The sequence below is a fragment of the Pseudomonas chlororaphis genome (genome assembly GCF_001921865.1).
Taxonomy (GTDB): domain Bacteria; phylum Pseudomonadota; class Gammaproteobacteria; order Pseudomonadales; family Pseudomonadaceae; genus Aquipseudomonas; species Aquipseudomonas chlororaphis_D.
Genome location: NZ_MSCT01000010.1, coordinates 203,389 through 217,677, shown reverse-complemented (window position 1 = coordinate 217,677; position 14,289 = coordinate 203,389). Strand labels below are relative to the sequence as shown.

3 protein-coding genes are annotated in these 14,289 nt (G+C 67.7%); all 3 read right to left on the bottom strand.

Going from position 1 to position 14,289, the window contains the following annotated elements:
* Window positions 1–229 precede the first annotated feature (229 nt).
* The gene (locus tag BTN82_RS13400; RefSeq protein ID WP_410002813.1) at window positions 230–778 is read right to left on the bottom strand and encodes a YbhB/YbcL family Raf kinase inhibitor-like protein; all 549 of its coding nucleotides are present in this window, start codon (window positions 776–778) and stop codon (window positions 230–232) included.
* 341 nt (window positions 779–1,119) lie between these two features.
* On the bottom strand, window positions 1,120–1,545 hold the full coding sequence (locus BTN82_RS13395) for a hypothetical protein (RefSeq protein ID WP_261792965.1): 426 nt from the start codon (window positions 1,543–1,545) through the stop codon (window positions 1,120–1,122).
* 88 nt (window positions 1,546–1,633) lie between these two features.
* Window positions 1,634–14,272: a filamentous hemagglutinin family protein gene (locus BTN82_RS13390; RefSeq protein WP_075119592.1), complete on the bottom strand. Its 12,639-nt coding sequence runs from the start codon at window positions 14,270–14,272 to the stop codon at window positions 1,634–1,636.
* Window positions 14,273–14,289: the final 17 nt, after the last annotated feature.

The following is a 14,289-nucleotide window of genomic DNA, read 5'->3' as shown; positions in this document are numbered from 1 at the left end:
ACCCTGCATCCTTAAAACCCAGCAAAATAAATTCACGCCTATTTATAAATACCAATGACCGCTTATTTGCGCAGCCACTCGGTTTCCAGGCAAAAAAATCCCCCGGCAAGGCCGAGGGATATGCATCTTCATTACCCCGCCAGAAGCGACTTTGAAGCTAATAACAAGTTCTCCGAAGCTTCGGAACCACAGACGGGGTAAATCAGAATTTTCAGCGAGCAGTTAAGATTTACTTTCGCTCGTACAGCGCTTCGATGGTGCTCGAAGCCAGGGAGTTGGCCCGTACCATGTAACCCGTCAGGGCCCCGGAGGCGCCTTCGGGCAGCTCCAGTTTCTTCGACAGGGCAAAGACCGTGAACTGGTAACGGTGCGCGCCGTGGCCTTCGGGCGGGCAAGCCCCGCCAAAGCCGAGGGCGCCGTAATCGTTCTTGAGGCTCATGCTGCCGGCCGGAATCGACGGCTTGTTCGAGTCGCCAGCGCCCGCGGCCAGCGTGGTGACATTCTTCGGAATATTGACCAGTTGCCAATGCCACCAGCCACTGCCGGTAGGCGCGTCGGGGTCATAGGCAAACACCGCGAACGCCTCGGTCCCGGCGGGCGCTCCGCTCCACGAAAGTTGTGGCGACTGATTACCGCCGCTACAACCGAAACCCTGGAACTCCTGAGCACGATTCATGGACTTGCCCTGAGCAATATTCGCGCTGGTTAAGGTGAAAGATTCCGCCATGGCCGAACCCGATAAAAGAAGGGAGGCTGGCAGGGCCAGTTTGAGTAACAAAGTACGCACTAGATTCATCTCACTTTGACATTACAAGGTGAGGCGGATCATAAGAACTTCATTCGGGCCGCGTTAGTCAGAAAACAATCAACTTTTATCCCAAAACCGTCTTTTCCACGATTTCGGTTCGACAGCAGCGAAAGTCCTGCTTCGCTCTTAGAACCCTGCGCCTGCTGCGCAGTCGAACGCAGCCTCGCGGGCTCGGCAGCGGCTACAGGGTATTCGTCAGGGCCGGTGGCAATGTCGATCGGTGGCGGCTGGGCGGCAAGGGAGTTGGCGTTAACCGCAAAGGTCGGGCGCCCGGCAGAATGCGAGCGCCCGGAGGCGGAACAACCCTGGATTCAGAGTTGCTTGGCCATCGAATCGGTAATGGCCTGCAAACCCGCTTCGGTAATCAGTTTCCAGTCATCCTCGGTGATCATCTGCATGCCTTCACGCTTCAAGGTCTTGACCTCGACCGGCGAAGGCACACCGGTGTCCACCTTCAAGTGCGACTTGTTGTTCACCGCTACGGAGAAGGCGCCGGGTGACATCCACGACCAGAACTCGACCACATGCACGGTGATGGTCTTGATATCACTGGCCGGGTCGCTGCCCTGCACCACCTGGTAGCCGGCCTTGCCATAGGCCGCGCCGATGCTCTGGCTGACGGTTTGCTGGTCCACCTGCTTGACATCGATCTTCAGGCACTTCTGATCCCCGCCGCTGACCCGGGTCAGATCGCCGCCGGTGCCGATTTCGCTGCCGACATGGGTGACCTCGGTCACCCAGCTAGAGGCTTCGTGGGAGTGTTGTACGCAAGCAAAAAAAAGGGGCAATCAACGATTGCCCCGAACTGTGTTGCCACGAGAGAACCTATAAAGTCAGTTGCCGCCGCTCCTCCTCGGTCAACTGCTGGCGCGCCTGGTCGCTTAGCGGCCCGGCACCCAGGACCTGCACCGGGCTGTCCGGGTTGTAGGTCGGGTTGGCCCGGCTGGCGCCGTCCTGGGTCGGCGCCAGGCGTTCCTGGCCGAAACTCAGGACCTGCACGGTGAACACCGACGGCAGGTTCTGCCGCGACGCCGCCTGCTGCTGGCGCGCCACGTCTTCGGCGGCCTGGGTCGCCGAAGACGCCGCCGAACTGGCCGACGTGATAGCCCCGGTATTGACCGCCGCCGTCACCGGAATCCCCGAGGACTTGCCCTGGGTCTGGATGTTGGCGGCGTTGACCACTTGCAGGGCAGCGATGTTGACGTTGCCCGAGACACGGATCCCCGCCTCGCCGGCGTCGATGGTGCCCAGCGGCGCGATCAGGTCGATATCCCCCGGCGCCACCTCGGGGATCGGGTTCAGCGTGGCGATCCCGGCCCCGGTACTCGGCACCGACGGCGACAGGGTCACGTTGCCCCAGTTGTCGTACACACGCCTTGGCGGGGTATAGACCACGGTGGTCTTGGAACCGCGCCCGGCGTTGATGTCGCCCTCGGCCGACCAGCCGAGGATCGAGCCGCCGAAGGTGGTCATGATCCGGCTCTGGCCCAGCAGGATGCTGCCCTGGGAATAGAGCTGGATATTGCCCTGGCCCTGGGTGATCACCCCCGCAGTGGACGGCGGCGCATTGCCCTCGATGCCGAACACCTGCTGCCCGCCTGGGGTGAGCATCTGGATATCGCCGCCGACATTGGTGTGCACCCCGGCGCCGCCGTACAGGGTGATATTGCCCTGGTAGACGATCGGGTTGCCGGCCACGTCGGTGTCCGGGAACAGCGCGGCAATGGCGTTGCGTCCGCGCAGGTAGCTGCCGCGACGCGGACCGTCGGCCTGGTTGTACTCCAGGCCGCCGGCGCGCAGCTCGGCGAAATACACCTGGCGCGCGAACAGCCCCTGCTCCACCGCCGGCAAGCCGGCGAAGTAGGCCCGGGCCTGCTCGTCGCTGCCGCTGAAGCCGTAGCGCAGCTTCAGCCAGCTGGCCAATTCGGTCTCGTAGGTCTTGGCCACCTTGCCCGGCTGCGCGGCCAGGGACGCACTGTCGCTGGCCAGGTTGGCCGGGTCCAGGTAGCGCGCGACAAAGGCCGTGTAGTTCGGCCCGCCGGCCCCGGCCCCCGCCTGCAGGACGATGCTCGCCCCCGGCCGGCTGTCGCCCGGCACCAGGGGGCCGAGGCTGGTGATCGAGGCCTTGTCTTCCATGCGGATATCGCGCCCGGCGTTGATGTGCAGCAAGCCGGGGCCCGCGACGCTGAAGCTGCTGTAAAGAATGTCGCGCCCGGCCGAGACCAGGGAAATATCCAGCGGGTCGCTGTGCACGAACAGGTTGCCGCTGCTCGAACCGCCCCCCAGCATGGGCACGATGGCCGTCGCCTGCCCCAACTGGGTCCCGCTGTTGACGATATCCCGACCGGCCAGCATCCAGACCGGCGCGGCTGCGTCGTACCAGGTCTGGCCCTGGCGCAGGCCAGCACTGAAGTTCAGTTGTTCGCCCGAGCGGATGCCCACCAGGTCGCCGGCCATGGCATAGAACCGCGCCGGATCTCGTCGGCCGCCAAGGGTGGTCAGGGTATCGCCGCCAAAGGCGAAGAGCGGGAAGCCGCCCATGCCTTGCAAGGAAGACAAACCATCGGGGCTGAGATTGCTCACCAGCAAACGCCCGTCGCCGCTACCTTCGAAGGCCGGCGCAAACGGCGTCGGCAACAGGCGGCTGTCGGCGCCGGACTGGTTGAGCGCATAACCGCCGGCGAAGATCGAACCGCCCGCGAGCATCTGCAACTGGCCGTTGGGCGAAGGCGCCAGCACTAATGAATAAGGCGAGTTCTGCTGGTTGCGGGTATAGAGCGCCGAAGAGCCGTAGTACAGGTTGCCGCCCGGGGCCACGGCCCGCAGGATCGACGGATAGATAAAACGCCCGTCGGTCGGCGAGGTATCGAGCTGGGCCCGTGGTGGCGTTGGCGTTTCATTGCTGTTCACGGCCAGTTCTCCGCTCTGGGTCGAAGGCGTCAAGTTGCCCCCCGCCGAGAACAGGTCGATGGCGGTATGCGCGGTCCACAGCGAAAACCAGCCGCTACCGCCGCCCAGGTAGGCGGTGCCGTCCAGGCTGAACGCCGAAGTATTGTGCTGCCGCGTACGGCCCGGATCGACGGCCCCACCCAGCACCAGGTCGCCACGGGTGGTGAGGCTGACCGTGGCATCGCCGGGAATGATCACCAGCCCGCCGGTGGCGCTGGCCATCGAGGCCGAATACGGATCGTAGGCCCGCGCTTCCTGGGCGTCCTGGTTGAGGCTGAAGCGACCGAAATTCTGCTTGATGCCGCCCAGGGCCCCGGCTTCAACCTGCACATTACCCCGCAGGTTGATCAGGGCGCCGTTCAAGTCATGGCTCTGCCCCACCGCGGGCCCGCTGCCAACACTGGACGCCCGGGCATCCAGGGAAGGGTTGAGGCCGCCACCGATATTCAGCTTGAGGTCGCCGCCCCCGGTCAGGGCCAAGCCGCCATCGGCGGCCACCCGCCCGGTGCTGCCCACCGCCAGGATCAGCGCCTCGCTACGCCGCGCCGTGGTCAGATCGCGGTCGCCACGGCGCAGCAGGGTGCCGGCATCGGTGCCGACCCGTACGTCCAGGTTGCCGCCGCCCAGGGTACCGATTCCGGTGAAGCCGGTAACCTGGGGCATGGGCGCGCCTATGGTCGGAGTGACATAGGTACCGAAGTTGATCCACCAGGCAGTCGGGACGGCCTGGTCCACTGCCGCCGAGCCGCTGCCCTGGCGCCATAGCCAGTTGCCCACAGCGGCACTCGACAAGGCGGTGCTGCTCACGCTCTGGTCCCAGAAACTGCCCAGAGCATCGCCACGCAGTCTGCCCGCCGTCGACAGCAACAGGTTGCCGCCCTGCTCCGGGTACCAGGCCTGGTAGAGGCCACCGCCAGCCACCAGTTTTTCGTAGGCCGCCACCTGTTCGTCGAAACCGGCCTTGTAGTTGGCATTGCCGTACAGAGGGAGGCTGTTGTACCCGCCCAGCACCGTACCGGCGCTGCCCACCCCGCGGGCTGCGGCAAAACCTGCGCCCATGGCCTCGGACTGGGTGCCGGCGGTGTAGACGCCGAAGACCGATTGCATACTCAGATCGCCGCCGGCGATCAGGTCCAGGTCGCCGGTGCCGGTGCGCAGTACGCTGAAGATCGGTGCCATGGCCCGTACCGCGATCACTTCTCCAGGCTTGTCGGGTTCGCCCGGCTCGCCGGGTTTGAAGACGCACATCCCCGGTGCCCAGCTGCACATTCCGTTATCCAGGTCGCTCTGCGACAACGGCTGGCCTGCCTCGAAGCCCAACCAGCTCCAGTCTGGACTCTCCACGTCAGGCCCCCAGACCCAGCTATCGACGCTGGGCTTGAAGACGCACATCCCCGGCGCCCAGTCGCACATTCCGTTATCCAGATCGCTCTGCGACAGCGGCTGGCCAGCCTCGAAACCCAACCAGCTCCAGTCCGGACTCTCCACGTCAGGCCCCCAGACCCAATTGCCCCCCGGCTTGCCGGGAACGATCTCGCGGTCGCGGAACAGCGAGTAATGGGTATCGGCCAGGATCAACTGGCCATCGACCACCCGGGGCGTGACGCTGCGGGTATCGGCCGCCGCGGTGTCGGCGCCGCTGACCAGGCGCAGCGACCAGGATTGCGAGCCCTCGGGCAGCAACCCGGCGATCGCCCAGTTGCGCCCCTGGCTTTCGCCGTCGAGCGGACGCAGGGCCACCGACAAGGCACCGTTGGGCAGCTTGACGTCGGTCTGCGACGGGATCAGCGCGCCGGCTTTCAGCGCCAGCTCGCCATTGAGGGCAAAGGTGTCCTGCTGGCCGCTGCTCGGGTCGAGGGTCGCCGGCAGCGCCACGCCCTTGGGCCAGAGCATGGCCTGCAACGCGGTGCGGCTGGTCAACAGGGTCCCGGCGCCGAGCCGGGTGCCCTCGGGCAGGGTCACCGCTTGCTCCAGCAAGGTGCCGGCGGCGTACAGCAGGCTGCCGTCGGCGGCGCGTACGTCGCCGCGCACCACACTGCCCGCGGCCAGGGTCAGGGCTTGCGCCAGGCGGCCTTCGGTGGGCAGTACCACGCCGCTGGCGAAGGTGGTGGCCTTGATCGGCAAGTCGTAGTTGAGGGTCTTGCCGCCGAGGAACAGCGTGCCGTCGGCCAGGGTCACGCCCAGGCCCGGCACCACCAACTCGCCGCCGAACGGCTGCTTGCCGGGCAGCAACACCCAGCCGGCGTCGTCCGGGGTGGCCGGCGGCGGGGTGAAGCCATCGGTGACGCTGCCGCGCACGTCGAGGTTGCCGGCGGCGCGGATTGCCAGGTTGCCGGTCTCGCCGGAGCCGTAGACCGCGGTCCGGGCAAAATGCGGGTTGAGGCTGGCATAGCGGTAGCCGGACAGGTCCAGGTCGCCCTGGATCACCACATCCCGCTCGCTGCTGATCTGCACCCCGGGGCGCAGGTGCAGGGCATCGCCGTAGCCGCCCGCGGTCAGGCCGGCCAGCTTGCCGTCGAGCAGCGCGCCATTGGCCAGCGCCGCGTCGACGAAGGCCGTGCTCTGCGCGTGCTTGAGGTCCATGTACGCCTGGTTGACCACCCGGTACGGCTTGCCGCTGACAGCGTCGCTGCCGTCCTTGAGCACGGCGTCGCTGTCGTTGTCGTCATACCGCCAGACGCCATTGACCGCGATCGACCGGGCCCCGCTGATCTGCTGGCGGCCGCTGGCATCGATATCGATATCGCCGCCGCTGACCCCGCCCAGCCGTGGCGCGTTGAGTTCCAGGGTGCCCCGGGTCTGGCCGTCGTGCTGCCCGGGCTGGCTGCCCGCAGCCGCGGCGGTGCCGTGGCGCAAGTCGATGCGGCTGCCTTCGGCCAGCACCAGCCGGCCCTCGCCCGAGGTCAGTTCGACCACCGCGCGGTTCGGTGCGTCGATGATCTTGCCGTAGCTGTCGACCCGCAGTTGCGTGCCATGGGCATCGAGCAGCGCCGAACCGCCCAGGGTCAGGCCGTTGCGCGCCGCCAGGCGGATGCTGCCGACCTGCTCGCCGCTGGCGTCCACGGTGCCGAGCACCGTCAGGTGGCCATTGTCCAGGGACAGGTTGATCTCCCCGGCCTTGAGCTCACTGCCCAGTTGCAGGTCGCCCTGCTTGAGCTGGAAGCTGCGCGAACCGTAGACCTGGCCTTCGTTGAGGCGCTGGTTGAGGGCCGCGAAGTCGCCCACGCCCTGGGCGCGGATATCCACCCCGCCGGCCTTGTACGGCACCCGCGTGCCGCCGGCATCGTAGTACCCGGAACTGCCGCCGAGGATCGCTCCCAAAAGCGCTACCTGGCCCGCTCCCGGGTCCAGGGCGATGGCGCTTAGGGTCCCGGCCTTGTTGTTCTGCGCCGACAGGTCGATCCGCGAGCCGACGGCCTGGCGGATATCGCCGCCGCGGCTTTCCAGGGTCACGTCGCCGCCCCAGCTGTACTTGTTCAGGTCGTTGAACGGCACGGTGCGCCCGGCCAGGTCCAGCCGGGCGTTGTCCGCCAGCAGCAGGTCGCGCTCGGCCAGCAGGCTCAGCTTGCCGCTGGGCAGCACCACCGCGGTGTCCAGGCTGATGCTGCGCCCTTGCAACGCCAGTTCGCCGCCCAGGGTGTTGATCGGCCCAGGCGCGGCACCGCCACCGGAGATCCGGATGTCGCCGCCGGCCTTGATCCGGTTCACCGAGCCGGCTTCGCCGGTCAGCAACGGGGTGAGGATATTCAGGTCGCCGCCGCTGTAGCGGTAGCCCTTGCCGCTCTCGTAGGCACCCTGGCTCTGGTAGACCGCCAGGCTGCCCTTGTGGTTGGCGGTCAGGCGCTGGCTGGCGCGCAGGTCGACGCTGGCGAAGCCCAGGGCCAGGCGATCGAAGGAGGCCAGGCTGTCGGGTTGCGATTGCGGGCCGTAGCCGAACTCGATGCGCTCGGCGGCCAGCTCCAGGCGCCCGCTGCCCGTACCGGCGCCCTGGCTGATCACCGTGCCCGGCAGCCCGGCCGTGCCGTTCCAGATCAGGTTGGCGGTGCGGATGCTGGCCACGTCCTCGGCATTGCCATGGCCGTAGATCGCCGGCGTGCCGAGGATCAGGTTGCTCAGGCTGGACTGACCGGTGACCGGGTCCAGGGTGCTCAGCTGCGCCGAGCCGTAGAAGTTCAACGAATCCCGGGCATTCAGGGTCAGGGTTTCCAAGGCCGGCGCGCCGCGCTCGCGGTCGCCGCGCAACAGCCGGTCGAGCACCTGCTGGTTGAGGGTCAGGCCCGGTGCCAGGGTCCGGCCCGCGGCGGCTTCGGCCAGGCTCTGGCTGCTGCCGACATTGACCCCGCCCACCGCCAGGGTCAGGTTGCGGGTGCCGTAGCGCACCTCGTCCCCCAGCTCGAACAGGTTATCGGTGGCGGCGGCCAGGGTGCCGTCGGAATACAACTGGGTCACGCCGTTGCAAGTGCCGGCGCAACTGCCGATGCGAATACTGCCCGGGCCCACCTGGCCGTTACTCGCCGGGGTCGGCGGCAGCAGGTCGAGCCAGCCGTTGGACACCGCCAGCAGGCTGGTCGTGCCGGGGTCGTAGATAAAGCCGTCGCGGGAATCATAGGCACTGGCACCACGTCCCAGGGTATCGATCACGGCGCCTTGCTCCACCACGATGCCCCCCGTGGTCATGCCACTGAGGAGCATCACTTCAGGGGCCGACAACAGGGCCCCCGAGCGCAAGGTCAGGTCGGTCAGGTTGGAACTGAAGACGATGTAGTTGCCGCCCTGGCCATACCGACGCTCATTGGTACCGCCAATAAGCAGGCTGGCCGCGCCCAAGGCATTGAGCTGCGCGGCATCGATCGAGGTGCCGCTAAAGCCCGCGCTGGGGCCGCCCGCGACGATCTCCATCCGGGAACTCTGGCTCTGGCTCAGCACGCTGGCGACGGTGCCGTAGCCGTCCTTGCCCGGACTGAAGCGACTGGTGCCGGCATAGGTGAAGGACGCCTGCCCGGTCTGGTTCTGCAAAAGACTCAGGGTCAGGCCCTTGGCGTCGGCGGCCAGGGCGGCGCGGGGAATGCCCAGGCGCGCGGCGTCGCTGACGAGGAATTGGCTCAGGGAGGTTTCGTTGTATTGGGAATAGCGGCGCAGCACATCGGCCGAGGTCAGGATCACCTGGCGCGACAGGCTGTCCTGGATCCCGGTGCCGAGGACCGACAAGCGCCCCGAGGTACTCCAGGAGCCGTTGGCCATGGCCAGGCCCGGCTGCTGCGCGGCCAGGCCGGCGGCGCCGTTGAGTTCGACCCGGAACGCCCCCGGCAACAACGCATAGTTGGCGGGCAACAGGGTATAGACCCCCGGCGCCAGTCCCGGCACTCCGGCGGCCAGGGTGATCTGCTGGCCGATCACCGGGTCCTGGGCGCCGCTCTGCCCGGCGCCGGGGGCATAACCGGCCTGGTTGCCGGGCACGATGGCATAGACCGGGTTGCTGGCTCGCCCCGGCAGGCTGAAACGACCGTCGGCGCCGATCTGCACCAAGGGGTTGAAACGCGCATCGGTGGAACCGCCACGCCCGGAGACGAAACCGGCGCCGGTCAGTTCGCCGCCCCCCGACAAGTCCACCACGGCGCCGCTCTGGACATCGATCGACTGGCCGAGCAGCGTCAGGGACAGGTTGGCATTGAACACGCTCTCGCCTAGCGGTTTGCCGTCCTGGGTCCAGGCCTGGCCGTCCACCGTGCCGCCAAAAGGCATGGCCAGCCCCGCCGCGCTCAGGGAGGTCAGGCTGCCGGGCAACAGGCGCACGGTCGAGGTGTTGTTTTCCTCGCCGCCATTGAAGCCCAGCACCAGCCTGCCCTGGGGCGCACGGACCACTCCGCCCTGGTCGATGCTTTGGGCGGACAACAGCAGGTTGCCATAGGCCGAATAGGGCACGCCGGGGTCCTGGGCGCTGCTGCGGCCGATGCTCAGGTGGCGGGCGCGGATCTCGGTATTGGCCTGGGTCGCCGGATAAAGTTGCGCCACCGTCAGGCTCAGGTCACCCGGGGTGCTCAGGCGGGTAAAGGAGATATTGCCAGTGGGGCGCAGCAGGCGCATGTCCCCGGCGCTACGCACATCCATCGTGGCAAAGCCGCGCTGGTCCAACTGCAACTGGCCACTAAGCAGGGTGATGTCGCCATGGGCACCGAGGTTGACCTCATCGCGGATATCCAGCAACTGGCTGGCCACGACCAACTGCGCCTGGGTCGCCTGGGTCGAACTGCCACCGCGTACCACGGGCACAGTGACGTTGCTCTCACCGCCAAGCGGGGCGACACCTGCCAAGCGCACATAAGGCGCGCTGAGCCTGACCCGGGTATCGGCCGCCGCGTCCTGGGCCAGGCCCAGGGAGGCCGAATACAGCTGTAGGCTCTGGCCCAGGGCCAGATCGACATCACCATCGAAACTGATCTGACCGTTGCTCAGCAACGCCAGGTTGCCAAAGCCGCCGGCGTCGACCTGCTCGACGCTGAGATTGCCCTGTCCATAGGCCAACCGCCCCGAGGTTGTGCCATCCAGGGGCTGGCGGCGCTGGCTGAGCCGCAGCTCCCGCGGCACCAGGGGTGCATCGCTGTCCAGCCAGTTGCGATCATAGGCGGCGGTCTCAAGGGCCACCGTCAGGCTGCCGCCTGCCGCCCCCTGGCCACCGGCGGCGGCGCGCAGGTCGCCGTCCAGGTACAGGCCATTGAGCGAACTGAGGCTGATACTGCCGCCATTGCTGGCCAGGGTCGTCGGGCCGGCGCCCTTGATATCCAGGGTGGCCTGGGTGCCGGACGCCTCGAGGCGCGAACCGGCCGCGAGCTGTACGAACAGATCCGGTGCCGCCGCGCGGCCAGTGGCCGGGTCCAGGGTGCCGCCGATGACAATGCTGCCACCGTCGCCGACCTTGCCGTAGCGCCGGCCCTGGGCATCCAGGGCACTGGCCACATAGCCGGACACATCCACCAGGGCCTCGTGCCCCAGCAGGATCGAACGCTGATGACTACTGGTCAGTTTCTGGGTGTCCACCTGCAGCGGATTCGCAGCACCGATCGAGACCTTGCCGCCACGGGCGATCAAGTGACCGTCGACATTGATCTGGCCGACCCCGCGCAAGGCAATGGACTGGCCATTGTCCACCCGCACGACGGCGCCCTGGCCGATGTCCAGGGCCACGCTGGCGATATCGGCAGCAGTGGAATCGAGCCCCCCGGTCTGCAAGCTCAGGCTGGCCCCGGCGCGCTGGCTCAGGCGGCCCTTGACCGGGTCCTCCTGATAGTGCTCCGGCAGCCACAGCTGCAAGGCCCCGGCGGCCGGCTCGCCGCTGGCGGCACTGGCCGTCCCGGCAGCCTGGGCATAGACCGGTACCCGGATATCCACCTGGGCGCCCTCGGCGACTTTCAGGCCCTGGTTGCCGGTGATGTCGTAGGCGCCGAAGCCCTTGTCGAAAAAGTCGCTGCCCAGGACCAGGGTCGCGGCGTCGGGCACGGCTCCCCCGCCGATCTGCACCTTGCCCGCTTGCAGGCTCAGGGTGCCGCCGCCGGTTACCCCATAGCCCTTGAGTTGACCAGCCAGGGTCAGGACGCCATTGCCGATGCTGGTGCCGGCATTGGCCGCCAGGGTCAGGTCGCCGCCCTTGCCGCCGCGCAGGCTGCCGTTCTCCAGCAGCGCCGCGCCGCTGCCGACATCCACCTGGCTGCCGGCGGCCAGGGTCAGGTCGCCACGGCTGCGCAGCGACACACTGCCACCGTTGATAAAGGCCAGGCCGCGGTTGTCCTGCGGCGCCAGCAACAGGTTGCTCCACAACCCGCTGGTGTCCAGGCGCGCGCCCTCGCTCAAGACCAGGCTGGCCCGGGATGCGGTGGAACCGATCAGGGGGTCCGTCAGGTCGGCTGACGGCGATATCCTTTGCCGCAGCACGTTGCCCAGGGCAATGCGCCCGCCATGGCTGGTCAACCCGGCATTCACCTGGACCTGCGGACCGTGCAGGGCGATCTCCCCCGCCGGCCCGACCCGCAGGTCGCCGTCGACCGTGACGCTCTCGTAGGCGGCGATCCGCACCGCGCCCAGGTCGAAGCCGTTGAGCAGCCCGGTATCCAGTTGCAGCCGCCCCTGGCGCTCGCCCAGGGCCGAGTCCAGTCCGATGTCCAGGGCCTGGGCGACCTGCCCCGGGGCCAGGACCACCTGCTTGAGGGTGCGCTCGGTGGCCTGCAAGACATTTTGCAGGGTGCCGCTGTCCTTGTGCCAGAACGGCATGTAGCTGCCGACGATCAGCTGGGCGCCGCGGGCCACGGTGTTCTGGGTCTGGTTGTAGCCATCGAGCCCGGCCTTGGCGGCCTGGGTCTGGCGATCGCCCTGGAAGGTGGTGCCGAGCAACTGACCTTCGAGCACCGCGCTGCCGGTGCCGATCACCAGGCTGCCGGCATCGCGGCCGACGCTGTAGCCCTCTTCGTAACGCTGCTGCGGCGCAATCAGCGGGTTGTAGTAGTAATCGGTCTGGCCCCAACGCTGGCTGTTGTCCTCATAACCCTTGTAGATACCGCTGTAGAGAATGTCGCCCGGGGCCCGGGACAACTCGTAGAGGCGCCCGTCCGGGCCCTTGAGCCAGGTCTGGCGCACCAGGCCGCCCTGGACGTCGAGGGTGCCGCCGGACAGGTTGATGCTCGAACCGGCCTGGGTCACCACATCGCGCCCGCTGAAGGTCACGCTGCCGCCCTGGGCCATCCACTCGCCCACCCCGTGGGCCTGGGTGCCCAGGTAACCGCCCACTTCCAGCAGGCCGCCGGCGGTGTACCAGCGGTCCGTGGCGTAGCCGTTGGTCCCGGCCGGCACGTAGACCAGCTCGCGCACATCGACCCACACATCGTTGTTGTTCAGGCTGCCCTGGTCGCGGTTGCCGGCGGCGTCGCGCTGCTCGTTGCCCTGGATATTGACCTTGACGCTGTTGGTCTCCATGGCCACCTTGACCCCCACCGCGCCCGCCACATCGATCAACGCACCGTCGCGCACCAGGCTGCGTTGCCCGGCGCTGACCACGACCTGGCCGCCAGTGGCCAGGGTGCTGGAGCCTGCGCGGAAATCCACGCTACCGCCGCTGACGATTTCCACCCGCGACTGGTCGGTCCGGTCGGCAACGTCACTGAGGTTGTCGAAGGCGCCGCCGATGCTGTTGCCGGGGCCGCCCAGGCCGGTCAGGCCGGCGCCGCGCTGGCTGTCCAGGGCAGTACCGCTGGCGGCGTCCAGCAGGATCGCCGTGTGGCTGCCCTCGCCCAGGGTCACGCTAGAGGTGCCGTCGCTGGCCGAGTTGAGCAGGTGCACGGTGCCGCGGCTGTCCACCGAGGTGGTGGCCAGGGCCACGCCGTTCTGCTGCACCTGGTGGCCGGTCAGGGTGATATCGCCGGTGGCGGCCTGGAGCAGGCCGTTGTTGCTGACCTTGCCGGCCTGGCTGCCGGCCTTGCGGGTGCTGGCCACTTCGTTGCCGCGGGTGGTCGAGGTGGTGTTGCCGGCGGTGCCGGCCCCCTTGCGGATATAGAAACTGTCGCCGGCGGCCAGGGCCGCCTGGCCCTTGGGCGTGACGATACTGCCGGCGTTGTCCACCTCGCTGCCCAGCAGCAGGACATAACCACCGGACTCGGTGGACACGCCCGGCGCCCGGGTCTGGATCAGCGCGCCCTGTTGCACCTGGACCTTGCCGGCGGCGTCGGTAAAGGTCGGCTGCGAGCCGCTGCTGTCGACGTACAGCCCACGCTCGCGGAACTGGCTGTCGCTGATGTTCGCCGCCGCGGCCACCAGGTTGCGGGTATCGACCTGGCTGCTGCCGCTGAAAATCACCCCGTTGCGGTTGACCAGCATCACGGTGCCGGCGGCCTTGATCTGGCCCTGGATCTCGCTCGGCCGTGCCTGCGGGTCGTTGACCCGGTTGAGTACCGCCCAGTCGGCCTGCTGCTGGAAGTCCACCGTGGTGTTGCGCCCGACGTTGAAGGTTTCCCAGTTGAGGATGGCCTTGTCCGCGGTCTGGCCGATGCTCACCGTGGTCTTGCCGTCGGCCTGGGTCTGCACCGGCTTGCTGGCATTGGTCCAGCCTTGGGTCAGGGCATTCTCGTCGACCTTGAGCCCGCCCTCGCCCAGCCCATCGGGAATGCTCGAGGCCGCCACCAACGCCGAGCGCCGGCCCGCCGCTTGGGCCGCCTGCTGCGCGGCGATGGCCGCCACCGTGTTACTGACATTGCTCAACGACTGCTGCAACTGCTGGCTGGCCTTCAACTGCTGGGCCAGGGGCGGCGGCGAACCGGGCTTGGGCAAGCTCCCCGCGACACCGCCGACACCCGCCGTTTGCTGCGCCGCGCCCTTGCTGGCGAACCAGCCGGCGCTGAATGCCGTGTCGGCCTGGGCACTGCCCGCCACCAGCAACAGGGCGATGGCATGGGCCAGCGGATGAAGACGCAGGACATGCACCGCCTCGTAGCGGCTTGCGGAGTTCAGAACAGGGTTGGGCTTACCGAGGCGCATCGCTCACTTATCCTTTT

Bases quoted from the DNA above. Each gene is read 5' to 3' on its own strand.
- BTN82_RS13390 (WP_075119592.1), bottom strand. From the start codon at position 14,272: ATGCGCCTCGGTAAGCCCAACCCTGTTCTGAACTCCGCAAGCCGCTAC.